The 26,613-nt window shown below is 63.2% G+C and carries 18 protein-coding genes; 7 read left to right on the top strand and 11 right to left on the bottom strand.

Going from position 1 to position 26,613, the window contains the following annotated elements; translation table 11 throughout:
* Window positions 1-157 precede the first annotated feature (157 nt).
* On the top strand, window positions 158-2,530 hold the full coding sequence (locus ACILSQ_RS21290; RefSeq protein WP_395745677.1) for a DEAD/DEAH box helicase: 2,373 nt from the start codon (window positions 158-160) through the stop codon (window positions 2,528-2,530).
* A 46-nt stretch (window positions 2,531-2,576) separates the two neighbouring features.
* On the opposite strand, the gene ACILSQ_RS21285 is transcribed toward ACILSQ_RS21290, so the two are convergent.
* Window positions 2,577-3,218: a hypothetical protein gene (locus ACILSQ_RS21285; protein WP_395745676.1), complete on the bottom strand. Its 642-nt coding sequence runs from the start codon at window positions 3,216-3,218 to the stop codon at window positions 2,577-2,579.
* 199 nt (window positions 3,219-3,417) lie between these two features.
* On the opposite strand from ACILSQ_RS21285, the gene ACILSQ_RS21280 reads away from it, so the two are divergent.
* Complete coding sequence (locus ACILSQ_RS21280; protein ID WP_395745675.1) at window positions 3,418-4,854, top strand: AAA family ATPase; 1,437 nt, start codon at window positions 3,418-3,420, stop codon at window positions 4,852-4,854.
* Between the two features lie 257 nt (window positions 4,855-5,111).
* Here the strand turns inward: ACILSQ_RS21280 and ACILSQ_RS21275 are convergent, their stop codons facing one another.
* Window positions 5,112-6,695: an aldehyde dehydrogenase (NADP(+)) gene (locus tag ACILSQ_RS21275; RefSeq protein ID WP_395745674.1), complete on the bottom strand. Its 1,584-nt coding sequence runs from the start codon at window positions 6,693-6,695 to the stop codon at window positions 5,112-5,114.
* A gap of 136 nt (window positions 6,696-6,831) precedes the next feature.
* On the opposite strand from ACILSQ_RS21275, the gene ACILSQ_RS21270 reads away from it, so the two are divergent.
* Window positions 6,832-7,041, top strand: coding sequence for a hypothetical protein (locus ACILSQ_RS21270; protein ID WP_395745673.1), 210 nt, complete (start codon window positions 6,832-6,834; stop codon window positions 7,039-7,041).
* Between the two features lie 10 nt (window positions 7,042-7,051).
* Here the strand turns inward: ACILSQ_RS21270 and ACILSQ_RS21265 are convergent, their stop codons facing one another.
* Entirely contained in the window at window positions 7,052-7,831 is a 780-nt protein-coding gene (locus ACILSQ_RS21265) for a hypothetical protein (RefSeq protein WP_395745672.1), read from the bottom strand.
* A gap of 127 nt (window positions 7,832-7,958) precedes the next feature.
* Between ACILSQ_RS21265 and ACILSQ_RS21260 the strand changes: the two genes are divergently transcribed.
* Window positions 7,959-8,174 (top strand): hypothetical protein, encoded by a 216-nt coding sequence (locus tag ACILSQ_RS21260; RefSeq protein ID WP_395745671.1) that lies wholly within the window; start codon window positions 7,959-7,961, stop codon window positions 8,172-8,174.
* 31 nt (window positions 8,175-8,205) lie between these two features.
* Here the strand turns inward: ACILSQ_RS21260 and ACILSQ_RS21255 are convergent, their stop codons facing one another.
* Window positions 8,206-9,033: a fumarylacetoacetate hydrolase family protein gene (locus ACILSQ_RS21255; RefSeq protein WP_395745670.1), complete on the bottom strand. Its 828-nt coding sequence runs from the start codon at window positions 9,031-9,033 to the stop codon at window positions 8,206-8,208.
* A 43-nt stretch (window positions 9,034-9,076) separates the two neighbouring features.
* Window positions 9,077-10,036, bottom strand: a complete 960-nt coding sequence (locus tag ACILSQ_RS21250) for a MerR family transcriptional regulator (RefSeq protein WP_395745669.1) — start codon at window positions 10,034-10,036, stop codon at window positions 9,077-9,079.
* A 99-nt stretch (window positions 10,037-10,135) separates the two neighbouring features.
* On the opposite strand from ACILSQ_RS21250, the gene ACILSQ_RS21245 reads away from it, so the two are divergent.
* Window positions 10,136-11,563 carry a nucleoside recognition domain-containing protein gene (locus ACILSQ_RS21245; RefSeq protein WP_395745668.1) on the top strand — a complete coding sequence of 476 codons (1,428 nt, stop codon included), beginning with the start codon at window positions 10,136-10,138 and terminating at the stop codon, window positions 11,561-11,563.
* A 24-nt stretch (window positions 11,564-11,587) separates the two neighbouring features.
* Here ACILSQ_RS21245 and ACILSQ_RS21240 read toward each other — a convergent pair whose 3' ends face one another.
* Window positions 11,588-12,127 carry a YfbM family protein gene (locus ACILSQ_RS21240; RefSeq protein WP_395745667.1) on the bottom strand — a complete coding sequence of 180 codons (540 nt, stop codon included), beginning with the start codon at window positions 12,125-12,127 and terminating at the stop codon, window positions 11,588-11,590.
* Window positions 12,128-12,407: 280 nt separating this feature from the next.
* Between ACILSQ_RS21240 and ACILSQ_RS21235 the strand changes: the two genes are divergently transcribed.
* Window positions 12,408-13,670 carry a glutamate racemase gene (locus ACILSQ_RS21235; protein WP_395745666.1) on the top strand — a complete coding sequence of 421 codons (1,263 nt, stop codon included), beginning with the start codon at window positions 12,408-12,410 and terminating at the stop codon, window positions 13,668-13,670.
* A 191-nt stretch (window positions 13,671-13,861) separates the two neighbouring features.
* On the opposite strand, the gene ACILSQ_RS21230 is transcribed toward ACILSQ_RS21235, so the two are convergent.
* The 3 genes from ACILSQ_RS21230 to ACILSQ_RS21220 all read right to left on the bottom strand — a co-directional run bounded on the left by ACILSQ_RS21230 (window position 13,862) and on the right by ACILSQ_RS21220 (window position 22,266).
* Window positions 13,862-14,437: a hypothetical protein gene (locus ACILSQ_RS21230; RefSeq protein WP_395745665.1), complete on the bottom strand. Its 576-nt coding sequence runs from the start codon at window positions 14,435-14,437 to the stop codon at window positions 13,862-13,864.
* Window positions 14,438-14,584: 147 nt separating this feature from the next.
* A complete protein-coding gene (locus ACILSQ_RS21225; RefSeq protein WP_395745664.1) occupies window positions 14,585-17,281 on the bottom strand; it encodes a hypothetical protein in 2,697 nt (898 codons plus the stop codon).
* A 122-nt stretch (window positions 17,282-17,403) separates the two neighbouring features.
* Window positions 17,404-22,266: a beta strand repeat-containing protein gene (locus ACILSQ_RS21220; protein WP_395745663.1), complete on the bottom strand. Its 4,863-nt coding sequence runs from the start codon at window positions 22,264-22,266 to the stop codon at window positions 17,404-17,406.
* Window positions 22,267-22,723: 457 nt separating this feature from the next.
* Between ACILSQ_RS21220 and typA the strand changes: the two genes are divergently transcribed.
* On the top strand, window positions 22,724-24,568 hold the full coding sequence (gene typA / locus ACILSQ_RS21215) for a translational GTPase TypA (RefSeq protein ID WP_395745662.1): 1,845 nt from the start codon (window positions 22,724-22,726) through the stop codon (window positions 24,566-24,568).
* A 285-nt stretch (window positions 24,569-24,853) separates the two neighbouring features.
* Here the strand turns inward: typA and ACILSQ_RS21210 are convergent, their stop codons facing one another.
* Together ACILSQ_RS21210 and ACILSQ_RS21205 are read right to left on the bottom strand one after the other, a co-directional pair.
* Complete coding sequence (locus ACILSQ_RS21210; RefSeq protein WP_395745661.1) at window positions 24,854-25,468, bottom strand: RDD family protein; 615 nt, start codon at window positions 25,466-25,468, stop codon at window positions 24,854-24,856.
* A gap of 196 nt (window positions 25,469-25,664) precedes the next feature.
* Complete coding sequence (locus ACILSQ_RS21205) at window positions 25,665-26,573, bottom strand: DUF4159 domain-containing protein (RefSeq protein WP_395745660.1); 909 nt, start codon at window positions 26,571-26,573, stop codon at window positions 25,665-25,667.
* Window positions 26,574-26,613: the final 40 nt, after the last annotated feature.

The raw sequence follows: 26,613 nt of genomic DNA, 5'->3' as shown, positions 1-26,613 counted from the left end.
GCGCTGTTTTGTCTGACCAGACGGCGTGGCATGAAACTGCGTGAACGCCTGCACCCTGTCCCTACGCTCCCCCTCAAGATCAAACCCCTTGCTATCTCCCCCAGCGGTGGCAGTATGACACCCCTCAAATTCTGAGGGTTCGTTTCGTTTCCGTTTTATGAGCACCCACACCTTCCCTGAACTGGGAATCGCCCCCGAGCTTCTTGAAGCCGTCAAATCCCTTGGCTTTGAGCAGCCCTCCCCCATCCAGGCCCAGGCCATTCCCGTGGCGCTGACTGGCCGCGATGTCGTGGGTCAGAGCCAGACCGGTTCCGGCAAAACCATGGCCTTCGGCATTCCCGTGGTGCAGGGGGTGGACGGCTCCCAGCGCCACGTGCAGGCCCTCATTCTCTGCCCCACCCGCGAGCTCGCCATGCAGGTCTGCGCGGAAATTCACAAGCTGGCCTCCTTCAAGGAAGGCGTCCGCGCCACCCCCGTGTACGGCGGCGCCTCCTATGACCGCCAGATCCGCGCCCTCCAGAGCGGCTCCCAGATCGTCGTCGGCACCCCGGGCCGCATCCTCGACTTCATGGAGCGCGGGCTCATCAAGCTCGACGCCCTCAAAACCCTCGTCTTCGATGAAGCGGACGAAATGCTGGACATGGGCTTCAGCGACGACATTGACCGCCTCATGGCCGCCGTGCCGGAGGAGCGCCAGACCATCTTCTTCTCCGCCACCTTTGAGCCGCGCATCCGCCGTCTGGTGGAAAACTACACGCACAACGCCGCCACCATCACCATCCAGCAGAAGGCGCTCACCACCCCCACCATCGAGCAGCGCTACTACGAAGTGCAGGGCCGCTCCAAGCTGGAGGTGCTCTGCCGCGTCATCGACATCGAGGCCCCCCGCCTCACCATCGTCTTCGCCAACACCAAGCGTGCCGTGGACGACGCCACCGACGCCCTCGTCGCCCGGGGCTACGCCGCCGACCGCCTCCATGGCGACATCAATCAGACCATGCGCGAGCGCGTCATGCGCAACTTCCGCAGCGGCAACGTCGAAGTTCTCGTCGCCACCGACGTCGCCGCCCGCGGCCTGGACGTGAACGACATCGACCTCATCGTCAATCTGGAGCTCCCCTACGATGCCGAGGACTACGTCCACCGCATTGGCCGCACCGGTCGTGCCGGTCGCAGCGGCAAGGCCGTCAGCCTCGTGGCCGGCCGTGAAATCTACCTCATGCAGCGCATCCAGCGCTTCATCAATATCCGCGTGGAGCGCGCCAAGGTTCCCTCCCAGGAGGAGCTGGAGGCCACCCGCGTCGATCAGACCTTCGAGAAGGTCAAAGGGGTTCTGGAGAGCTCCTCCTACGCCAATCACGAGCACAGCATCCAGCGCCTGCTGGACATCGGCTTCTCTCCCACCGAGATCGCCAGCGCCCTCATGGACCTGCTCATGAAGGACCAGGGCCGCGAGGCCGAGCAGATCGTGGAAGACCGCGCCGGCAAGAAGCCAGACTTCAAGCAGCGCCCTGCGGCCCCCGCGCCCAAGCCCCAGCCAGCACCAGCATCAGCACCGGTTGCGGCTCCTCAGCCCGCCCCCGCCCCCGCCCCCGCCCCCGTCGCCGCTGAAAGCACGGCTGCGCCCGAATCAATCCCGGCACCCGCTCCAGCTCAGGAATCCGAATCCCCCGCTCCGGCCCCGCTGGTCCCCTCGGAACTCTCCGTCCCGGCCGCGGAAACCGAAGATGCCGGCCCCACCAATCACGAGGCCGCTTCACCGGCGCCCGCCCCGGCTCCCGCTCCGCGCCCAGCCCCTGCCAAATTCGACAACGAGTACGACACCTCTGACGAAGACGAGCGTCCCCTGCCCAAGAAGCAGACGAGCTGGGTCCAAAAAGGCCCGCGTTCCGGCATGGTGCGCCTCTTCATCAATGTCGGCGGCATGGACCAGGTGCGCCCGCAGGACATCGCCGGCATGCTTTACAACACCATTCAGGACCTCACCCCCGGCAGCATCGGCGCCATCGATGTGCTGGAAAAATGCAGCTTCGTCGAAGTCCCCGGCGACAACGTGGAGGCCGTGCTTGAAGGCGTGAAAGGCGCGCAAATCCGCGGCCGCGACATCCGCATGGACCATGCGGACCGCCCGGACGACATCAGCGGCGTGCGCCCCAAGCGCTTCGGCGGCGGTGGCGGTTTCGCGAAGAAACCCGGCTTCGGCGGCGGCTTTCACAAAGGCGGCCAGGGCGGCGGCTTCAAAGGCTTCCCCGGCGGCGGCGGTGGTGCTGGCGGAGGATACAAAGGCGGTTTCAAAAAGCCAGGCTTCGGTGGCGGTGGTGGCTTCAAGAAACCCGGCGGCTTTGGCAGCAAGCCCTGGCAGCAGCGCGAAGGCGAAGGCCCCAGCCCCGGTTACGGCGGCGATGAAGGCCCGCGTCGCGAAGACGCCGGTGGCGGTGGTTATGGCGGCGGCTACGGCGGTGGCGGCCCCAAGCGCCCCTTCGGTGGCAACCGCTTCGGCGGTGGCGGCGGCTTCAAAAAGAAATGGTAGCCGCCTGCGGGTGGCTGGATGCAGGCATGTCCCGCATGCCTCCGTCTCAGGCGCTCACCCGTCTCTGCTGCTCCACCCATTCGCGTGACACCGTGGGCTTGAATTCAACCTCAAGCAGGTGCCGGTCAATCACTGCAAACAGCGAGTTCGCCAGGGCGATCACCACCTCGTTGCTGCCCTGCGATTGGAAGTAGCTCACCGAGACATTGTACGCGACGACCTTTTCCTTCATCACTTTCAGCGCCGTCTCATACCGTCGCTCGGCGCCTTTCCGCATGTCTTCCGCCTCTTTGCGGTAGATCGCCGCCAGCCGGGGATTCGGCCCGGAGAGCGGGCTGCCCACCGTTTCCGTCTGCACTGCCTGTTGCTCCTTCGCAGCCGACTGCTTCTCAGCCAGCGCCAGCGCGGTTTCCGCCGCGGCCAGTTCCTGCTCCGTCTGGAAGAGGTCTTTAAAAATGAACACCAGCGCATCCACGGCGCGCCGGGACATCCCCTCCTGGGTCTCGGAGTACGAGGTGAGGCGCTTCACCGTTTCCACCGCCTCGTTGACTCCGGGGTGGTTCGCAAGCCGCAGCGGCCTCAGGCAAAGAACAATCGTCGGCGTCTGCAGGGGATCTGTTGGCCGGTCTTCCGCCACGCCCGGCATCGCAAGCCCGAGCGCCAGCAAAAACAGAAAGCATGTTTTCATCGTCATTCAGGAGGTAACCCCGCGTAAGATGAATCGTCACCGCCAAATTTCAACACCCTTTCGCACAGGCCTCTTCTCGCCCTGCGCGCTCATACGCCGCATGCAGCTCATGAGTTGTATCAAGAAATCATTGGCGGCATGCTTTGTGCGCTCTTAATTCTCAGCAGATCACCTCTGCGGTGGTCTATCACTCAAACCCATGCCAAATTCCTCCGCACTCCGGGACGCCCTTCTTCAGTCACCCAACAACCTCTCGTTGCTGCTGCTGTATGGCCGTGCCTGCCTGGAAGAACTGCATCTGGACGAGGCCCGCGAGGTCTTCACCCGCGCCTTGGAACAGGCCCCCGACCAGACCGATGCCATGCTCGGCATCGCCAAAGTCCTGTTCATGGAGGGAGACACCTCCGGGGCCGCCGTGCGCGCCGAACGCGTCATCTTTCTGGAACCCACCAATGCCCAGGCACACCTCCTCCTCAGCCGCGTTTACCTGAGCGAGGGCGACCGCCCCAAGGCCATCGAGCACTTTGACCGCGCCGCCCAAATCGACGGCACCATGAGCGATCCCGCCCTCGAGCGCGAGCTCGGCCGCACCGCGCGCGATGCCCGCAAAACCGCCCCTGCCCCGGCGCCAGAACCCTCCAGCCAGGAAGCCCCCGCCTCGGGCGGTGGTGATCAGGATGAGTTCTTCGACGACCCCTTCGATGATCCGCCCTACGACTGGCGCCCCGAGACCTTCTACGCCCCCGGTGACCCCGAGCGCGGCAATGTCACCTTTGCCGACGTCGGCGGCATGGAGGAGCTCAAGGAAGAGATCCGCCTCAAGATCACCTACCCCCTGCAGTTCCCCGATCTCTACAAAGCCTACGGTCGCAAGACCGGCGGCGGCATCCTCATCTACGGCCCTCCCGGCTGCGGCAAGACCCTCATCCTTCGCGCCGTCGCCGGTGAAGTTCCCTGCAACTACCTTTCCGTGGGCCTGCACGAGATCTTCGACCCCTACTTCGGCAGCACCGAGCGCAATCTCCATCAGATCTTCGAAACCGCCCGCGCCAATGCTCCCTGCGTGCTCGTCTTCGACGACATCGACTCCCTCGCCCAGGACCGCCGCCAGATCCGCGAAAGCCAGATGCGCAATCTCGTGAACCAGTTCCTCCATGAGATGGACGGCATCCGCAGTGAAAACCAGCGCGTCCTCGTCATCGGCGCCACCAACCAGCCCTGGGCCCTCGATCCCGCCTTCCGCCGCCCCGGTCGTTTTGATCAGGCCATCTTCGTCGCCCCGCCGGACGCCCCGGCCCGCGCCCAGATCATTGAACTGCTCGCCAAGGACAAGCCCATTGCCGAATTCGACACAAAAGAACTGATTGAAGCCACCAACGGTTTCTCCGGTGCCGACCTCAAATGGGTCTTCGACCGCGCCGCCGAGCTCGCTCTCTCCGCCGCCATCCACACCGGCCACCCCGTGCCCATCACCCTCGAACTCCTGCTCGCCGTGGCCAAGGCCCACACCCCCAGCACCCAGGAATGGTTCGAAGGCGTCCGCACCCACGCCCAAACCCAGGACAGCCCCGACAGCATCTTCAACGACATGCGCAAATTCCTCAACGCCCCCTCAAACACCAAGAAGGAGCGGTAGAAGAAAAAGTACTCGCGAGCTTTAGCTCGCTCTGGGCCGAAGCGATCAACCATGGTCAGGCAGTCAAGACGTGACTGCGGCAGCATTGTCGTCCTCGTCCTCCTACTCGAACTCGTCCTCGACCGATTGAATGCACGCAGGCATGTCGAATGACCGGGCAAGCCCAAAACTGCCGATGGCGAGGCCCGGAAGCGCTTCCTTCCTTAATCCAATACCCCTCGAACCCGATAGAATCGAGTTCGAGGGCGAACCAGCCGCTACCGCGTCAGCGTCCCGTCCACAATGCGCATCGCGCCTCTCGGATTCGCATCCTTCAGCAGTTCGGGCAGCGCCTCCTCCGGGAAGCCCTGGTAGCACACCGGACGCACAAAGCGGTAGATGCTGCCGGAGCCGATGCTGGTGAAGAAGCTGTGGCTGGCGGCAGGATACGGACCGCCGTGGTGCATGGAGGGGCAGACCTCGATGCCGGTCGGGAATCCATTGAAGATGATGCGGCCCACCTTGCGCTCCAGCGCCCGCACCAGCGGCGCGAAGTCGCGCAGATCCTGCTCGGTTCCCTGAATCGTGGCGGTGAGCTGGCCCTCCAGGCTGTTCGCATAGCGCAGCATGTCTTCCAACCCGGCGCACTGGGTGATGATGGAGCACGGGCCGAATACTTCCCGGCGCAGTTCTTCGTTCGCCTCCAGCACATCGATGCTCGTGGTGAAGATGCGGCACGCCGCCTGGGAAGCCTCTTCGTTGGCCGGTGTTTCAGACTGCCCCGCCAGGTGCAGCCCCTTCACCGTCTGCCACACCGCCGTGCCCGCATCGTAGGCCTCGCAGATACCACGATGCAGCATCGTCTGCGGCGCCACCTTGCCCGCGAACGTCGCGGCATTGTTGATGAACTGGTTCAAACCCTCGCTCTTCAATCCCAGCACCACCGCCGGATTCGTGCAGAACTGCCCCACCCCCATCGTCACCGAGCCAATGTAAGCCTCCGCGATTTTCGAGGCCCGCTCCTTCAGCGCTCCCGGCAGCACAAACACCGGGTTCACCGAGCCCATTTCCGCATACACCGGGATCGGGTGCGGGCGCGCCGCCGCCACATCCATCAGCGCACGGCCTCCGCGCAGGGAGCCTGTAAAGGCGACCGCCTGCGTCAGCGGGTGCTTCGTCAGCGTGGTGCCGATGTCGTTGCATTTGCCATGCACCAGCGAGAAACATCCCGCCGGCAGCCCCACCTTGTGCAGCGCAGCCAGCACCGCCCGCGCCAGCATCTCGCAGGTGCCAGGGTGGGCAGGATGTCCCTTCACCACCACCGGGCAGCCAGCCGCCAGGGCGCACACCGAATCCGTGCCGATGACTCCGATGGCAAAGGGAAAATTGCTCGCGCCAAACACCACCACAGGTCCGATCGGCTGCATCACGCGGCGCACGTCCGGCTTCGGCAGCGGCTGGCGGTCCGGGATCGCATGGTCCACACACGCGTTCGCCCAGGAGCCTTCACGGATCAGTCCCGCAAACAGCTTGAGCTGGCCGATCGCACGCCCGCGCTCGCCGGTCAGGCGCGCCATCGGCAGCGCGCACTCCGCATGCGCGCGCTCCAGCAGCGCATCCCCCAGCGCGGTAATTTCATCGGCAATGGTGTCCAGCAGCGTCGCGCGCGTCTCAGGCGTGGCCATGCGCAGCGCATCAAACGCAGCATCCGCCGCCTGCATGGCTTCATCCGCCTCGGCATGCGTGGCATCGCCAAAGGCGGGCTCCATCTGCGCGCCCGTGGTCGGATTGAAGGCATGGAAAAGATGGCCGTGGGGTGCCGCCTCGCGGCCTGCGATGTAGTGATGTCCGGTGAGTGTCATGGATGGGGAGTTTCTAGAGAGAAATGCCGCGCCGTCCAGCATTCCTGCGCGGTGCCGCGCACCGCGTCCGCCGAATAAAAATCCCGCAAGGTGGATGCGATCCCCACGTTTCATCCGCGACAACCCCCTTGCCACCATGAAAACTTCGAGCTTGCTCAAGATTTCGCTCTCAGCCCTGCTGGTCACCACGGTTGGTTCCCTGACCAGTTGTTCCACGGATCCTTCAAGCTACAGCGGCTCGTACCAGATGAACGCCTTGTCATCACGCAACTACACGGACTCCCTGAGCCCCGCCGACCGCGCCTTTGGTGCCGCCGCCATCGGCAGCGGGCGCAGCTACCCCTGAGGTGGCATCCTCACTTCGGCAGCTCAGTCATCGCGGCTGCGGTCATCCGTCGCATGAGCAGGGATTCCATCGGCGGCAAAGGCGTGGCAGGGACCGCAGGAAAGCTGCTCTCGGAGGTCTTGCCGCTCACATTCGAATCCGCCAGAGTGGCATCGGCCCGCCAGACGGGTTTGCCGGAGACTGTGTCGAGCAGTGAGTAGCTGGCTTTGAGTTTGCGCGTGGACGTGGCCGAGCTGTGGTATTCGGTGACCTCGCGGCTCGTGTGGCAGCATGAACCACCGCAGGAGCTTCCACAGGAGCTCCGGCTGCACTTCGCTCCATTCTTTTTGCTGCAGTTGCAGGAGCTGCTCTCGGTGCGGGTCGATTTCCACTGCCCGCTGGAGCTTTCCACCGTGTTGTCCAGCAGTTCGATCCACAGCAGGTAGTCAATCCCCGAGGCGCGGGTCTTGCGAATGAAATCCGGCGTCAGTCTGCGGCCAATGATCAATGGCACGTGGCGGCTGACTTTCTTCGGTGGCTCCCCCGCAGCGGCCCACGCAGCCTCCGCCGTCAGCACGCGTGAGCGTTTGAACCGCCGCTGCAGCGCCGTGCCCGCATCACTCAAGATGACCGCCTCCTCCGTCTGTCCGGGATAAGTCATCAAGTCCTGTGCCGTGAATCCTCCCACCGCGAGGGTCTTGTCCTTGAGCGCGTGCTTTCGCAATCCACCGGTGATGATGAGAACCGGACGCGAGGTGCAGCTCGCAGTGAGCATGAGGACAAACAGCAGAAAGAGACTAAGTCGATTCATCGGTCTGGGACTAGCAACTTCCCTTCCGACGTGGCCTGAAACACTTTATTCAAATAGGAAATGACGAGACTTCGCCGCAAGACGACCACCTCGATCTCGTTTCAGCCCGCACAGGTCCCGCGCCATCATGAAACCACAGTCCCGCTCCATCATGCAGGCCATGTTCGCAGGCACGACCGCCGCTGCCTTGCTGTCCAGTTGCGCCGATGCCAGATCTGGCCCGAGATCGGAGAGCTTCGCCCTGCGTGAACTGAGTGTGATCAATCCGCGCAGCTACTTCGACACGCTGGGCCCGCTTGATCGGCAGATGGCCCTCATCAGAAGAGACAGAGTTTGCAGGTAGCTGCCGCGATGCCCGGCCAGGATGACTTGCCTCACGCCATCGGATTCACCAGCGTGCCAATCCCATCAATCGTGATGCTGACGACGTCACCGCTCTTCAGCGTGAATTCATCGCCAGGCACGATGCCCGTCCCCGTCATGAGAAAGGTTCCCGTGGGAAAGGTGTTGTCGCGGAAAAGGAAGCCCGCGAGTTCCGCCGGTGTGCGCTTGAGCTGGGAAAGGGTCGTCTCCCCCTCAAAGGCGGCGGCTCCGGCGCGGTCGATCTGCAGGTGAATGCGCGTCGTCGGTGCGGGTGCTTCGTTCTGAATCAGGATGGCCGGCCCCAGCGCGGCACAGAGCTTGAAGCACTTCGCCTGCGGCAGGTACAGCGGGTTTTCCCCCTCGATGTCGCGGCAGGAAAGGTCGTTGCCCACCGTGTAGCCGATGATCTCGCCCCGGCTGTTGATGCAGAGCGTCAGCTCAGGCTCCGGCACCATCCATTGGGAATCGCCGCGCAGATGCATCGCCTGCCCCGGGTGCGCCACGCGCTGCGGTGTGGCCTTGAAGAAAATCTCCGGCCGTTCAGCCGCATACACGCGGTCATAAAAGCTGCCGCCGCCGGCGTCCTTGCTCTCCTCCATCCGCGCCGTGCGGCTGCGGAAGTAGGTCACTCCCGCCGCCCATACCTCCTGCGAGACGATCGGCGCCAGGATGCTCTCCGGCTCCGGCGCTCTCGCCGCGGGCGTCGTCTCCGTGATCTGTTTGAGGTACGCCGGGAGTCCCACGAGCTCCAGCAGGGCATCCCAGTTCATTTCTGGCACGGCATGCCAGGAGGATGCGGTTTGGATGAAGATGCCGTTGGAGGTGCGGTAAAGAAGCATGAGACGCGCAGACTAGAGGAAGTCGTGCCGCGTGCAACCTGCGTCAGCGCTCATTCTTGCATAGGGCCTCGTCCAGCCCGTGCAGGCACTTCACCCATTGAATGGCCACGCCAGGCAGGAGCACCCGGTAGCTCTCAGACGCACGCCCGCCCACGATGAAACGCATCGTCGCCGGCAGCAGCTCGCGCATGAGGCGCAGCTTCTCCACAATCGCCGGGCACCCTTCCGGATACACCACGCTCAGCGCCACCGCCGTCGCCTGCCGCGCCATGGCACAGGCCGCGATGTCTTCCACCGGCAGGTTCGGTCCCAGATACGTCACATACCAGCCCAGGTCACGCGCAGAGGCGGCCACGATCAGCGCCCCCAGCTCGTGCAGCTCCCCTGAAGGCGTGGCCACCACCAGCTCCGGCGCATGCGCGGGCGTCTGGCAGCCAGGCACTGGAGTGAGAAGCAGCTCGCGGATCACCGCCGTGGTGATGTGCTCATGGCTCGGGCGCATCACCCCCTGCTGCCAGTTGCTCCCCACCTGGATCAGCAGCGGGCAGATCACCTGATGCAGCATGCCTCGCTGCCCCAGTTGCAGCCGCGCCTGCAGCAGCGCTCGGCGCAGACCCTCGCAGTCGTAGCGCTTTGAGGCGGAGATCGCGGCCTCAATGAACTGCTCCGGCTCCGTCAGCGGGTTCTGCGGCACCAGGTCATCGGCAGGCACCGGCCCCGTGGGGTCTGCGGGGATCGCGGGCGCGGGCACCGCCACGGGCACCGTGCCCCGCGCCAGTTGCTCCAGCTCCTCCGTGCTCAGCCGCGCCACTCCGCCGATGCGGTGGCCGTTTTCCGTGAGCATCTTCAGCAGCTTCAGCCGCTTCACCGCCTCATCACAGTACATGCGCCGGTTCGTGCACGTCCGGCTGGGGCTCAGCGCACTGTAGCGCCTCTCCCAGATGCGGATCACATGCTGGCTGAGGCCGCTGAGCTTGCTGGCGAGCTGGATAGGACAGGGCATGGACAATAGTAGAGGCAGTTGCCGCTTGTGGCAGGCGCAGAAACGTTTACGCATTCCTGCCGCGTCTGGCTACTAAGTTGTCACACATTCCGCCACAATATGCTGAATTATATCTGGGCCACGCTTCTTTTCATCGGTCTTCTCACCGCCGGCCTCGTCGGCCGCATCTCGGGAGACGCCAGTGTCATTGACGCCGCCATGAAGGGCGCTGAAAAAGCCGTCATGGGCATCGCCCTGCCGCTGGCCGGCATGATGATGTTCTGGCTCGGCGTGCTGCGCCTCCTGGAAAAAGCCGGCGTGCTGGAGGCCGTGGTGCGGCTGCTTTCGCCCTTGCTCCGCCGCCTCTTTCCAGACGTGCCCACCGGCCATCCCGCCATGAGCGCCATGGTCATGAATCTTTCCGCCAACATGCTGGGTCTCTCCAACAACGCCACACCCATGGGCCTGAAGGCCATGGGCCACCTGCAGGAGCTCAACCCGCAAAAGCAGAGCGCCAGCAATGCCATGATCACCTTCCTTGCGCTGAACACCGGTGCCTTCACGCTCATCCCAATGACGGCCATGAATTTCCTCAATGCCGCCGGCGTGAGCCACAGCTTCCGCGTCATCGTGCCCACCATCCTCGCCACCGCCTGCGCCTCCGTGGCGGCGGTGCTCACCGCCAAAAGCTTCCAGCGCCTGCCCGCTTTTGCCGTGCAGCCGGATGAAGTCGTCACGGAAACGCAGGGCGCCGCGGCCGCCTCTGCGGGCATCACTTCCAGGGGCAGATTCTGGCTCATGCTCCTCGGCGTCTTGTTCATCGGCATCTCCGCCCTGGAGCTCGGCCCGCCCTCCTGGCGTCAGACAGTGCTGGAAAAAACCGGCCTCTCCGCCGTGCTCGAAAAATCCGCTCAGCGCAAAGCCGAGGCGGAGAAGACCCTCGCCTTGAAAAAAGAGGAGGCCAAAGCCGCCTCTGCCGCCACGCAGGCGAAACCCGCGGCGCCCGTGTGGCGCCGCGTCATGGATGGTGCCTCCGGCCTCGCCATTCCCGCCATCCTCATCCTCGCCGTGGGCGTGGCCTGGGCGCGCGGAGTGCGCGTGTATGAAGAGTTCGTGGATGGCGCCAAAGAGGGCTTCCAGGTGGCCGTGCGCATCATGCCCTACCTCGTGGCCATGCTGGCCGTGCTGGCCATCCTGCGCGAGTCCGGCGCGTTTCAGCTCCTCGAATACCTCCTGGCCCCGGTGCTGAATCTCCTCGGCTTCCCGGTGGAGCTGCTCTCGCTCGCCCTCATGCGTCCGCTCAGCGGCTCCGGCGCGCAGGGCATCCTCAATGAAATCCTCACCCGCCCTGACCTCAGCGAGATGGTGAAGTTCACCGCCGGCATCCTCTACGGCTCCACGGAGACCACCTTCTACGTGCTCACCGTCTATTTCGGCAGCGTCGGCATCCGCCGTTTCCGCCACGCCCTCGTCGCCGGCCTCACCGCCGACTTCATCGGCATGGTGGCCGCCGTGTTTTTTGGAAGGCTGCTGTTTGCGTTTGCGTGACGTGGGAGAGGCGCTGGGCGCTCTTCACTGATCCGCGGTGAAGATCACGGCACGACCCGCCTCGGACGCACGCAGGTAAAAAGTGCGAACGGTCAGGAAGTTCTCCCAGGTATACTCAAATTCTTCTTCGTTGATGAAGTAGCCGAGGTTCTCAGGCTTGATGGCGAAGAACCGCCGGCGAAACTCTTCCTGGGTGATCGCCGGGAGCGCAGCGGCGATGTCTCGCACCTGCTGCGGCGACTTGTAGCTGATGATGTAGTGAGGCTCGGTGAAAAGAACTTCACCGTAGAGCACGACGTGAGTCAGCGGATACTCCCCCTTACCCGCAGCCTCGCCATCATCCTCATCCCCACCGCCGATCCAGAAGAGATGACCATCCGTCAGGGTGCGGTGCATGGCGTCCCAGCTTTTGCCGCTTTCGGCCATGAGGTCGGGATGCTCCTCAAAGTAGCGTGGTTCGATGACCTCCCGCAAATGCTCCAGCCGCATTGCCTCTTCAATCAGCTCGCGCAGTTCGTTTTCTTCTTCAGGGGTGATGGCGAAATGGACTCCGAGGCAGCTCATGGGGTGGGGTTGGTGTGATGACTGACCGGGCAGCGGCTTTAGATTCGTTTGAAGGCAAAAGCAATTTCTGCGGTGTGCCAGTGACTGGAGAGCTGGGGGAGGGCGAGGACGAATCTGGAGCTGGCGCAGGAGGGGCGGAGGTGGATTGTGACTTGGAAGCGGGAGCTTCCAACTTTGCTCCTTGATCGAGGACGAAGACGATTCTGCTTCGCGGCAGCGCCTTGCCCCCTTGACGGCCTCTGCTTGGCACACATGCTGCGCAGTCTCCCACCCCTTTCCCATGAAGACCCTCACCGCGCTGCTCTTGCTCGCCGCCGCAGCTCAAGCCGCAGACCTCATCGAGCACGCGCGGACTCACCCGGATGGGAGGGCACCCTTCAGCTTTGACGCCACCGCCTGGCAGGATGCCGAAGCCGCCCGCTACCTCCCCATCGGCGTGTTCGACTCCGGCATCGGCGGGCTCACCGTTTTGGAGGCGCTCCTCACTCTCGACGCCTTTCACAATGACACCCTGCAGCCCGGCGCGGATGGCATCCCCGACTTCGCGCAGGAGCGCTTCATCTACTTCGGCGACCAGGCCAACATGCCCTACGGCAACTACTCTGCCGTCAACCGCACCGACTACCTGCGCGAGCTCATCGTGAAGGACGCCGTCTTTCTGCTCGGCCGCCGCGCCTGGCCCGCGCAGGGCACCGAGCCCACGTACGACAAGCCGCCCGTCAAAGCCATCGTCATCGCCTGCAACACCGCCACCGCCTACGGCCTCGAAGACATCCGCAAGGCCGTCGCCGCCTGGAAGCTACCCGTCATCGTCGTTGGTGTCGTCGAGGCCGGAGCGCGCGGCGTTTTGGAGTCCAGGACTACCGGCGGCATCGGCGTCCTCGCCACCGTCGGCACCTGCGCCAGCAAGGTCTATCCGCGTACCATCGCGAGCACCCTCGGGCGTGCCGGACAAAGCGTGCCCCTCATCGCCCAGCAGGGCAGCGCCACCCTGGCCGGCGCCATCGAAGGAGACGCCGCCTTCCCCGACTCCGTTTCTGCCTACGCCCTCAAGGAAGCCCGCTCCCTGGCCGAGGCCTATCGCGCCGAGAAGCCCACCGCCCCCCTGCAAACCATCGTCCTCGGCTGCACGCACTACCCCCTCGCCAAAGAAGAGATCGACACCGCCTTCACCGCCCTGCGCAAAGAAGATGCCTTTCGCGATCTCATCGCCGAACAGCGCACCTTTGTGAATCCCGCCGAAGCCACCGCCCGCGAGCTCTTCCGCGAACTCGCCCAGGCAAAGCTCCGCCTCCGGCCCGGCGAATCCTGCCCCCTCGATCACGGCCAGTTCTACATCTCCGTCCCCCGCGTCGAAGAAGTCGGCATCCAGCTCTCCGGAGACGGCAGTCTCGACAAAGACTACAAATACTCCCGCAGCCCCGGCCACCTCGATTTCGAAGACACCAAGAACGTCCCCCTCACCCCTGCCCTGATCCCCGCCAATAGCGCCAAGCTGGTGAAAGAGAGATTGCCTGCTGTGTGGAAGAGTCTTGGGAAGTGAGGCGGAAGAGTGGTGGATTCGTCCTCGTCCTCCTACTCGAACTCGTCCTCGATCACGGCGCTCCGTTTCAGGTTTCAGGTTTAAAGTGACAAGTCGCTTCCGCCTCCTGCGTCAGCTTCTTATTGTCCTCGTTCGCTCAATTCGACCTGCCTCCACGACACGATTTCGTCCCCAATCACAGCTTTGCCACCTCACGCCCCCTCGCGTCTCTGATACGTGTTCGTCCCCACCTCCACCCACCCCTGCTCTTTGATCACTCCCTCCAGCGCCGCCCGAAACCTCTTCCGCCGCCCCGAAACCGTCTGCTTAAAATCATCCCCATGCGGAAAGAGCGAACTGATCAAGACCTTCACCCGCCCATCCGGATACCTCTTCAAAGCCGCGTTCTCCTGATTCTTCAAAATCGCCTCAGCAATGACCGCCGCCGGCCCTTTGACGTTCACCCTCGCCGCCATGGCATGGAGCTGCCGCTTGCGGGTGGACACAATCTCAGCCGTATTCGCCACCACATCCACACACCAGCGCTGCATTTCCGCCCGCGTGGAACCGTTCACCGTCCCGCCATGGCGCTCGATCTCAAAACTTAACAGCGGCGGCTCCCAACTCAGCCCTTCCGTGCGCCCCCGGATCTTCTGCGCCTGCATCCCGCCCCCTCTCGAACCCCGCAGGGAACGCCACGCCTCCGCCAGCAGAAACTCCACCTCTGCCACATCAAGCTGCGCGCCAGGCGCCAGCCCCATCAGAAAGTCTTTGAGCGATGTGTCCATATCCGAAAGAAGTAATTGGTGTGATGTTTGATGCCACGGCTTGCAGCATCCGCCAACGCCAAAAGCACCGCCCCATCACCATCGAGGTTCACTACTCTCCCGGCCTCAAAAACCTCACGCGAAGGCGGCAGTTCCCCTCCCTCACTCTCACTCCCGCGTCAGCACCTCATCACAGCTCACAAACAGCACTTGCAGCACATCCCCCTTCTCCCACTCCGCCTTGCCCACCGGTTTCCACACCGCCAGCATCCGCGCATTGCCGTCAGGAATGAAGGTCGTCGCGCTCAGCTTCATCACATGAAAATCCGTCAGCGGAAACTCCAGCCTCCGCCCCTGCGAGTCGATGACATATTCACGGTGCTCCAGCGGCCCGGCGGGATGAAATTCAGTTTCCATCCGAAATTGCGGTGCTGCGTAAGGAGTTCCCTTGTCCACACCCACCTCCGTACGAAAGCCCACCACCCGCACATCATTCTCCAGCGCTCCGGTGAAGAACGGGTGCTTCACACCCTGCTCCGCTCTGCCGTGGGTGCCGGCTCGCGTCTCGATGCGCAAGAGGCCCAGATGCTTCACCGTTCCTAGCTTCACTCCCGCCAGCAATTGCTCCAGCTCCGCACGATGATTGCTGCGACTGCCCAGCCCAGACATCAGCCCCCGCAGCAGCGGCCCAGGAACTTCCAGCACCTGCGAGGTCATCGCCACGGCTGAGGGGCGGCATTCGCGCTCCATCCATTTCACAAACTGCTCCACCTTGTCCAGGTTTTCGGTGGTGTTTCTGACGATGAGATCACTCAGCGGACCGCCGGTGGAAACCCTGGCTCCTTCAGGAAATGGAATGCCCGCATCCTCCAAAATTTCTCTCGCGCTTTTAATGCTGGAGGCGGGAAAAGTCTCGTCTTTGGAACTTTTGTTGACGTCTCCGTGAAGAAAATCCGGAGACACACGAAAGCTGCGCACGTACATCGTCTGTGAGACCGACTTCGACGTCGGCACACTGTTCATCATTTGTTCCAGCGAGGGTCCCTTTTCCTTTCTCGCTGAGCTATGCGACATCACCTCGCATTCCAAAAAGGTGGCCAGAAGTTGATCTTCCGCCCCGCCTCCGGGTGGCCGCAGCAGGGACAGCAACCGGACCCCGCCACTTTCCACATGCAGCTGCGTCACCGTCTGCTGCACCGGCAGGTCCTCGATGGGAAAGCTCTGCTTCTCCTTGGTGCCCGGCTCCTGCACCATACCGCGTCCTGGCTTCAGCGGCAGCGGGTGCAGTTCGTGGGACAGCGAGATGTCCACGTCACTGCCCATGGAAATGAGCGGCTCAAACTCCAGAATCGCCCCCACAGACCGAGTTTCAAACTGCGGCCCCACGCGGCCCTTGTCGTCCTTGCCGTAGCCCGCGAAGAACCTGTGCTCCTGCACGGACTCCAGCTTCGCACGCTGCCCAGAGGTGCTCTCCAGCCGGCTGGTGCCCACTGCTTTGAGCTCATAACTGCCAGCCTTCAGCGCCTCCTGCACCCGCGACCACTGGCCGCCATGATCCTTCATCGCCGCGGCCTCGGCAGCCAGCCCGCGCAGGAAGGCACCGCTCCCTTTCACCGTGTGCAGCGTCACCACCGCTGTCTTCGGCAGCTTCGATGTCAGGTGCTCGACCAGCAGCACGATGCGCTCGAGGTTTTCATGCGTGTTCACCGCCGTCAAAACCTCTCCTTTCATGATCGCATCGGCCCCTGCGGCAGGCGCAATGCCATGTGCCTCCAAGTAGCTCTGCACCTTCTGCGCAGGATGCCTGCCCGCATTTTCAAACAGACCTGACGGAACGGGATACGCGAGCTTCTTCATGCCAGTAGGCACCTTCATCGCTGCCGCCGGGACCTTGGGCTGCGCACGCGGCAGGCCGTCCAGCCTCACGACATGCGCGGTGAGAAAAGCCGCCCACAGCACATCCTCGCCCTCGGCACCCGCCTTGCCGTAGGGTCTGGACATGCCCAGCAGCCGCGTGCTGCCGCCGAGCATCTGCGTGTCTGCCCCAAAGTGCAGCCGGGGCACCTGCGTGAGCGGGATCTCCCCAGCGCCTCCCGTGGTGGAGTCCGACACGGCCACCTGCTTCTCGCTTGGCGGCGCGGGATGAAGATCCAGCGTGTAAGCGAGATCGATGTGCTGGCCATCCGCCTCGATCACCGGGTCGAACTCCAGATTCAGCCCCACCATCTGGATCTCATGATTCACGGAGAGGCGGCCCTGCTCATCACTGCCGATCGTGAGATGCTCATGCTCCTTCACCGAACGCGTGGTGGCACGCGTGCCGGAATACGCTTGCACAAAAGCCTCCCCCACCACGCGCACCTGTGACTGTTCTTTCGCCGTCTGCTGCATTAGCTCCGCGAGCGCCATGGCCGCATCTTCCTGCGCCGCCGCAGCCTCATTCGCCTGCCGGATGATTTCTCCCGGCCCTTCCACCACGGTCAAAACAAAGCTCAGTTGCTTTGGGCACAGGTTGCAACTGCTTTGCACATACGTCTCGCACAGGTCCAGGTTCGCCTGCGTGTTGATCACGGTGAGCTTGCTGGAAAGGAGATCATACGAAGCGCTGGCCCCCGCAGGAAACGTTATTCCGGACGCCTCCAGATGGTCTCGTGCCGTGACGATCAGCAGCATAGGTTCATCCGCCTTGCGTGCAGGCAGCTCTCTCACCCAAAAGGGATCCGCATCACGCAGCCCCGGAGTCACCGAGTCATTCACCACCGTCAAAAAATCCCGCGGCACCTGAAACACCCTCGTCTTCATCTCCTCCGCCTCCGCCCCGCCCTCGCAAAGCCACAACAGCGCCACGCAGCAGGACAAAAACATGGATCTCCTCCTCATCGCGCCACCTTACCCAGCAGACCAGCCTTACGTCGAGACCAAAGTACGCCCAGGCGCCACGCACCGCTCACCGGCACACTGATTCACTGACACACTGACCAACTGCTTCACCGCCTCCTCCTCCGCCACACCATCACCACACACCCGCACATCACCAGCACTCCGCGCGCCGGCTCCGGCACCGCCACGATGCTCAGTGTCAGCGCCCCCGCATCCGCCAGGCTGCCGATCTGCCAGACACCGATGCCAGTGATGTCCGGCAGGTCCAGGTTCCCCTCGTTGCCATCGCCATTGGCTCCGGTGCGGAAGTTGCTGCCGGTGCTAAAGCCGTTCAGTGTCAGCACACCGCTCCAGTCCAGCAGCGTGAAGGTGTCCCCCACGGCCGCAGTGTAGCCCGTGCCGTTCACCAGGATGTTGCCATTGCTGCTCAGCGTCAGCGCGCCGTTCACGTTGATCAGATCGGAAGCGAGAGTGCCCCCCGCCGTGGAGCCCGTGATCTGCAGTTCCGCCACAGTCGTGGTGGCCACCGGCACAAAAATCAGATTGTGCGTATTCAGCGTGCCCGTGTCCGCACCGCCGCTGTCCCCCGGCTTGAGGACGCCCAGAATGATCGAGGTGCTGCCCTGAATGCTGCCCGTTCCGGCCAGCACAGCATCGCTGCCATTGACCGTCACCGCCCCTGCCCCCGTTTGTCCGTAGCCCACCATTCCCACCTGCAAAGTCCCGGCGCTCACAGTGGTGTTTCCCGTGTACGTGTTGGTTCCTGTCAGCGTGGTGGTGCCGGTTCCCACTTTGGTCAGGGCCCCGCTGCCGGTCACTGTTGCATCGATCTTGAGATCGCCGCTGCCGCCCACGCTCGAGTCGGAGGCAAGGTTGACCGTGGTGAGATTGGCCGTGGCGGTGCCTGACCCGCCGCTGAGAGTGACCGTGGGCGCGGAGGCATAGTCCGATCCGTTCGCGGTGACGGCGATTCCATTGAGCGCAAAGTTGTCATTTCCCACGGCGGTGGCCGTGCCGCCCGTGCCGCTGGAAATGGTCACGGTAGGCACCGAGGTGAAGCCGCTGCCCGGATTCACCACGTTGAGGCCCACCACGACGAAATTGCTGGCGTTGCCTGTGATCTTGGGTGCCGTGCCCACAAAGGTGGTGGTACCGCCGGAAAAGCTGGCGCCGGGACTGGCGGTAAAGCCACTGCCAGGATTGGTGATGGTGATGCCGATGACCAAACCACTGCCGTTCAGCACAGCCGTGCCCGTGGCTCCGTTTGAAAGGGTGACGGTGGGTGCGGTGCTGTAGGTCGTTGTGCCGGAAGTCACAGTGAACGAGGCCGTGGTGACACCTAGAGAAGCCGTGAGCACGGCCCCTGTGCCTCCGCTGACGGTGACCACCGGCGCCAGTCCATACCCGGCGCCGTTATTGGTCATCGTAAAGGTCCCGGCCCCGATGCCGAGGGAGATCGCGGCCGTGGCGCTCGAACTGGTCGAGGCTGAGATGGCGGCCGCGGAGGCCAGCGTCCAGCCCGTGGAAGAACCGCTGAAGCTCAGCGAGGCCACGCCATTGCCAATGCTTGCGGCGGTGCTGCTGTTGTTCACCAGTGCGCCCGCTCCATCCACGCCGGAACCATTCAGCGTCATCACCTCCTGCACACCGCTCTGCCCATTGAGGTCCAGTGTGGCCCCGCTCTGCACCACGGTGCCCGCATCCCCCGCGGCCAGGGAGTTGCCCCCGTTGCCCAGCGCATTGACGTTGCCCAAAACGAGAGTGCCCTGCTCCACGAGGGTGATGCCGTCATAGGTGCTGGCGTTTGCGAGCGTGAAGCTGCCAGCCCCCTGTTTGGAAAGGCTCAGATTGTTGTTCGTGTGCGTGTCTGCCAGACCGCTCCCGCCCAGTGTGCCGCCATAGCTCTGTGTGCCGGCGGTGTTCACGGTCAGCACGCTGGTGGAGGTGCCGCTGCCGCTGACCACTGCATTCGCCGTGCCACTGCCTGCGGTCGTCAGGCTGGTCACTGTCTGCGAGTAGCCGTTAAGCCGCAAAGTTCCCGAGGTGCTGCCCGCGCCGAGATTGATGGTGCTGCTCGCCAGCAGGCGGTCATCGCCCAGCAGGGACAGAGTACCGTTCTCCACGGATACCCCGCCGGTGAAGGTGTTCTCATGTCCGGAGATCGCCAAGGTGCCGTTGCCTCCCTTCACGATGCCGCCGCTGCCGGACACCACCCCGGCGAGCGTGAGCAGGGAGGAGCTGTTGAGCGCTGAGCCATTGTCCACCTGAATGCGTGAGGTGGTCTGCAGCACCACCTCGTTGGCGATGGTGGTCGAGGGGTCCAGGAACGAGGCCGAGCCCTGCGACTGGTCCGTCACGCGGAGCGCGCCATTGCTGCCAAAGCCGTTGCCATTGACAAAGATGCGCCCGCCGCCTCCCGCGCCAAAGGTGCCTGCGCCATCGTCATTCACTTCGTAGGTGCCGCCGCTGTTCACCGTGATGGAGGCCACGCTGTTAAACTGCTGGCTGTTCATCCTCAGCGTGCCGTTGTTGATCACGATGTCGCCGCTGAAGGTGCTGCTCGATGAGCCCACCGAAATGGTGCCGCTTCCCGCCAGTGTCAGCGTGCCGGTGCCTGCCAGACCGCTGCCCTCCAGGGTCTGGTTGGCGGTGAAATTGAAGGTGGCTCCCAGCGCGCCGACCGTAATCACCCGGTTCGTGGCGTTGAGCGTCCCCAGCGAGCCGCTGGCCAGGATGAGCGTGCCGCCGTTGATGGTGACATCCGCCGTGGCCGCCCCCAGGTTCGCAGACGCAGTCACGCTCACGCTGCCGCCATTGATGATGGTGTTGCCGGTATAGGTGTTGGTGCCGGTGAGGACAAGGGCCCCATCGCCGGACTTCGTGAGCGTCGTGCCGCTGATGATGGAGTTGATGGTGAGCGTGGAGGCGCTCTGCTGGTGAATGATCACCTCACCGGTGCTGCTGGCAATGTTGCCACGAACGCTGGTGGTGCCAAAGCTGGTGGCGCCTGCCGTGGAGGCCACCAGGATGCCTCCGCTTTCCAGCGTCAGCGTGTTGGCAATGGCGTTGAAGGTCACCGCCGCCGCACCTGTGAGCCGCAGGCTGCCTGTGGTAGCCCCGCCTGAGGGCAGCGCCACGCTCGCGCTCCGGCTGGTGTTCAGGCCGGTGGCAAAGGTGGTGCTGTAGCCTCCCGCCGCCAGTGCGGTGATGTTGCCCGTGCCATCGTTCACGGCCCAGTCATTCAGGGCAAAGGTGGCGTACGCACCGAGGATGCCTGAGGAGTTGTTGGCCGTCGTGGTGGTGATGCTGGCCACTCCGCTGCCGGTGTTCACCAGCACAAAGTTCACCGTGCCTCCCGCATTCTTGGTGATGCCGCCCAGGGCCAGCGTGGCGTTTTGATCCTGCCCGGTGGTCACCGTTATCTGCCCGCCGCCCAGGGGGCCGGAGCTGCTGCCCACATTCAGTCCGCCCAGCGTCACTGTGGTGCTGGCGGAGCCGCTGCCCAGCACGCTGAGGGAGCCACCGCTCAGATCCAGCGCGGCGGTGTTGCTGACTTTGCTGTCCGTGTTGCTGGAGTAGTCCAGCAAAAGAGTGCCGCCGTTGATCACTGTGCCGCCGGTGTAAGTATTGCTGCCTCGGAGAGCCACGGTCCCGGCACCGGAGATGGTCACGGTGTCTGTCGTGCCGGTGGCCGATGCGGCGCGGACAATGCTGCCGGTGAACTCCACCGTGCCCCCTTTGGCCGCATACAGCGTCACTCCCTTGGCCGCGCTGCTGTCGGTCCCCAGAAGGATGCTGCCGCTGTAGGTTGCCGTGCCGGAGGTGTTGAGGCCGCCGACCAAAACGAGTCCCGCGCCTCCGCTCACAGAGCGTACATTGCGCCCGATCGTGACGCCCGCATCGCTGATCAGCAGTCTGGCCACACCTGCGCCGCCGCCCACCAGCACGTCGGAGGTGGCGTTGCCCAGGGCCCCTGCCGCTCCGTTCGGCGCATTGGCAGCCACAATGAGCCTGCCGGCCGTGACCGACGTGGCCGTGGTGTAGTCGCTCGTCGATCCGGAGAGAATCAGACTCTCGCTGATGTCGGCCACGGAGATGGCGCCCCCGCTGCCGGTGAGCTTGCCTGAAAAGACATGGTAGCCGCCCACCGCCGGGTCGAGCGTGACAGCCGCGCTCAGCACCACGGTGCCGGCGCCGGAAAGAGAGCCCATGGTTTCCGCATTGCCATTGAAGTCAAAGGTGGCCCCCGCCTGCACATTGAGCAGCATGCTGTCGGAAAACAAATCACCCGCACTGCTGCCATTGTAGCGGACCGTGCCGGTGCCCCCGATGTTGAGCGTCACGTTGGCCAGCGCCCCCATGTCTCCAATGTTGAAGGTGCCGGCCGCGGTGTTGTTATTCACGAGGTTGAGCACCACGCCGCCGCTGCCTGAGGCGGAGTTGGCATACGTGATCCCATCGGCGATGGTGAGCGTGCCTGTGCCGGAGTTCGTGAAGGTTTGCCGCGTTCCATTGAGGTAGGTCTGCGTCCCGGAGAACTGCAGAGTTCCAGAGCCCGAGTTGGTCACTGCTGTGTCTGCATCCCACGTGACCGGAGCCGAGATGGTGACATTCCCCGCGCCCGTTTGAATGACCGTCGGAAGCGCAAGGCTCTGTGCCGACCTCACCAAGTCCAGCCCGTTGGTGGAGGTTCCGGCCACCGTGGCGGTGCCCGCCGTGTTGGTGAAGAGCATCTGGTTCAGCGTGAAAAGCCCCAGGTTGTTGGTGCTCGTGTAGCTCGCCGAACCACCAAATATCAACGAGGTCGATGAATCACTGGCAGGCACGCTTGCAGGAGACCACCGCGAGCTGGTGTTCCAGTTTCCCGTCGTTGAGTTCCACGTGGACTGGGCCTGCGCCTGGGAGACGAGGACCAGCACCAGGCAGGCCAGAATCAGGCCGCCAAGGAATCGCACGGGCAGCGTGGGCATGGAGGCGCGGCAACGGCTCAGGGCCGTCAGGCGGCGCGCGCGGGCCGCTTGCAGAAAAAGATAGGGCATTTTTTAGAAGGAGGGGGGACCTGCTGTTACTCCTCTCTCACGCGTCCATCCATGGATGCGTGGTGACTATATCGTTGCACTTCTCCGCCTCACAAAATCGTCACCAAAACCTCGCTCCATCTGGCATGCCCGCGGTGGATCTCTGACCCCTCTAAAATCAAAAATCGATTGCTCGACAATCGTCAATCGCGCCCGCCCAGCCTCCCCCCCCTGTGCCGGAGGATTGCCGATGGCTGAAGATTCGATTTCTGATTTCAGAACCCAGAGCCTCCATCCAGTCCTCCCGCCCCCCAATCTTTCAAAACCACCAAAACCAGCGCAGCGAAGTGGTTGCCTATGGCTCAGACGCTGCTACTCTCTCGGCCCCCTTCCCCAAAAAAGCCCGCCCATGACCCCAGATAAAATTCGCAACATCGCCATCATCGCCCACGTCGACCACGGCAAAACCACGCTCGTTGACGGACTGCTGCGCGCCAGTGGCAATTTCCGCGAGAACCAGGCCATCGCCGAACGCGCCATGGACTCCATGGATCTTGAGCGCGAAAAGGGCATCACCATCAAGGCCAAGAACACCTCCGTTCACTGGAACGACCACATCATCAACATCGTGGACACTCCCGGCCATGCCGACTTCGGCGGCGAAGTGGAGCGCGTGATGAAGATGGTGGACGGCGTGATGCTCGTGGTGGACGCCTATGAAGGCCCGCAGGCACAGACGCGCTTCGTTTTGAAGAAGGCTCTGGAGCAGGGCATCAAGCCCATCGTCCTCATCAACAAGATGGACCGCCCGCACATCGAGCCGCAGAAGGTGCACGACAAGGTGCTGGAACTCTTCCTCGAACTCGACGCCACCGAAGACCAGTTCAACGCCGCCTTCGTCTATGGCAGCGCCCGCGCGGGCTGGGTCACCGACTCCCCCACCGGCGAGCAGCACGACATGACCTTCCTCCTCGGCAAAATCGTCGAGCACATCCCCGCGCCGAAAGCGGAAGTGGAAGGCTGCTTTGAAATGCTCGTCTCCAACATCGACTGGGACAACTTCGTCGGCCGTGTGGCCATCGGCAAAGTGACCCGCGGCAGCGTGAAGCTGGGAGACCGCGTCTTCCTTCTCGGCAAGACGCCCGAAGAAAAAGCCATCCCGGTCAAGGTGACCAAAGTTTTCCAATACACCACGCTCACCACCGCGGACTCCGTGGAAGGCACCGCTGGCGACATCGTCGGCATCTCCGGCTTTGAAGACGTGGACATCGGCCAGACGGTGGCCGGAGCCGCAGACGCCCCTGCCCTGCCCTTCGTCGCCATCGATCCTCCGACCATCGTCATGCAGTTCGCCGTGAACGACGGCCCGCTGGCCGGACGCGAAGGCGACCATGTGACCTCCCGCAAGATCCGCGACCGCCTGGACCGCGAGCAGAAGATGAACGTGACCATCAGCGTGAAGGACACCGACACCGCCGGTATCTTCGACGTCAGCGCCCGTGGCGCCATGCAGATCGCTGTGCTCGTGGAGCAGATGCGCCGTGAAGGCTTTGAAGTGCTCGTCTCCCGCCCCATGGTCATCATGAAGCGCGTGAATGACGAGCTCGTCGAGCCCTTTGAAACCCTCTACGTGGACGTGCCGGACGACTACCTCGGCGGCGTGATGAAGTCCATCTCCGAGCGTAAAGGTAAGATCGAAGACATGAGCGCCCACAACGGCCGCACCAGCCTGCAGGCTTATGTTCCCACTCGCGGCCTCATCGGCTTCGAGTTTGAATTGATGAACCTGACCAGCGGTCACGGCATTCACAGTCACCTCTTCCGCGAATACGCCCCGCACGCCGGACCGATGCAGACCCGCAGCACCGGCACCCTCGTGAGCACCGAAGCCGGCGAAGCCACCAGCTACGCTCTCGACACCATCCAGGTGCGCGGCAAGCTCTTCATCGGCGCAGGCGAGCAGGTCTATGACGGCATGATCATCGGCGAAAACCCACGCGCCGACGACCTGCCCGTGAACCCCACCCGCAGCAAGCAGCTCACCAACTTCCGCGCCGCCGGTAACGACAAAGGCATCCAGCTCACCCCGCCCATCCGCTTCAGCCTCGAGCGCGCCATCGAGTACATCGCCCCCGATGAACTCGCCGAATGCACCCCCAAGAGCATCCGCATCCGCAAGCGCATCCTCGACAGCAACGTCCGCCAGCGCGAAAAGAAAAAGACCGAAGCCCAGCTCGAAGGCGCGGCAGCGTAACGCAGCGGCAGCAGGTCAACAGTCCTCAAAAAGGCCAGGGCACATCGCCTTGGCCTTTTTGCTGCTGAAAAGTAGTCCAGAGCTTTAGCTCGTTCTGGAAAGCGCCTTCGTTTTGCCCAGCGATTTCGAGAAATGAAGAGGAATTTCTTTGCCTCTGCCTGGAAAGTACTCGCGAGCTTTAGCTCGCTCTGGGGAGCGCTTTCGGCTTGCTCATCGCTTTCGAGAAATGAAGGGAGATTTCTTTGCCGCTGTGGCCCGTGCGCAGCGCCATGTGCCCGGAACGAGCTAAAGCTCTGAACTGCTTTTTTCGCTGCGGAGCTCATCCCCTTCCCGCTTTTCACCGGGCCTGAAAACCGCAGGCTGCCGCGTTGGCATGGGCCTCGGCCTCACCTCCGACCCAGCACGCAAATCCACCACACGCGTGCCCGCCCAGCGGTCGTGCCAGCCGCTGTCCTTGGTGGTGGTGAAAAACGACAGCGCATCCAGCGGCACCAGGCGGATTAAACTTCGCAACAAGACGCGACGAAACGTCAGCGGCGCACCTGAAGCCGTGACCACTTTCGTCCCGGTGATCCATTGCCCAAGAGTGCACCCCGGCAGCGCCTCAAAGCTGGTGTAATAGACAAAGGCGGCCGCCAGATAAAAACCCACCATGGTGAGCAAGATGGTCCCGCTATCTTCGGGAATGGACATGCCGCTCCGCCAGTTGGTCGCCTGCGCCAAAAGGCTGAGGATCTTCAAGATCAACATGAAGGTGGCAATCACTCCCACACGATCGATCGCCCAAGTGAGGAAACGTTTTCCCAGACCCGCAGGCCGTGCATCAGCAGCCTTGACCGGTCCACCCGCCCGCGTGGCAGACTGCGGTGCCGCATGGGGATTGATTTCCGGCGGGTTCATTTTGGGAAACAGGGCGCTGCTACAAACGCCGCACACTCAGGCATTCCGAAAAAGTAGTCCAGAGCTTTAGCTCGTTCTGGAAAGCGCCTTCGCATCGTTTAGTGCTATCGAGAAATGAAGCGAGGATTTCTCCACCTCTTTGATCAACGCGCAGCGCCATGCGCCCGGAACGAGTTGAAGCTCTGGACTCCTTTCCTCAATGCGTCAGCGCATAGAAGATAATGTTAATCCCCAGCGGGTACGCATACTTCTCTGAGAACTCCTTGAAATACCACGGATCGCTCCCCTCCTGCTCCCAGCCTTCCCCGGTGTCGGTGTTCCAGCAGATCACCATCATCAGCCGGCGCTTGTCATCAAAGTACCCGCGGTAGTGCACATGCTCGGAGCCCGGCTTGTCAAACTCATACGTGATCCCCTGGTTGATCACATACTCCGCAAACCGGATGTGCGGGATCTGCGGCTTCACCTTGATCGGAAAGACCATGTGGAAGATCTCATGCTCCAGCGGGATCTCCTCCATCTTCCGGTCCGGCCAGATCTGCTTCAGCGCCACCTCGAAGTTCTCCCACTCACGCGTGCCCCAGAAGTCGTCCACCATGATGAAGCCTCCGTTGAGCATGTACTCCCGCATCGTCTTCGCCTCCTCGTCGGTGATGTCGATGTCCCCCACCTCGATCATGTAGAGAAACGGATAGTGCCGGAACTGCTCCGGATCGATGTCCACGATCGCCCCGTTAGGATTCACCTGCAGCGACGTGAGCTGCTGCAGCCGGTAGCTCATGTTCATGTCCGAATCCGGATAGTCCGTGGACCACTTGCGGTTGCTGCGCCCCCAGCCACGTCCACCGCGGCTCATTGAATTGTACCGGATGCGCGCAAAGGTGAAGGTGTCGTTCGGCAGCTCCTTGCTCACCGGCCACGTGGGGTATTCGTTGCCATACCCTCCCCGGCGGTAGTCACGCGGATCCTCGGGCACGGAGCCATCTTTGACCCCAAAGTTCGTCGGCTTCCCTCCCTCTTCCTGCTGCCGCTCCACCGCCCAGACGACGCACCCCAGCAAAGCCAGGGCGGAAAGGAGAATCGTGGCGGCTCGCGGTTTGTGCATGAGCTTCATAACGTAGCTCATTCCATGCCTCCTGCACGCT

Source organism: Prosthecobacter sp., assembly GCF_044227185.1.
GTDB lineage: Bacteria > Verrucomicrobiota > Verrucomicrobiia > Verrucomicrobiales > Verrucomicrobiaceae > Prosthecobacter.
Note: the sequence above shows the minus strand (reverse complement) of the source record. Positions and strands in the feature narration are given on the sequence as shown.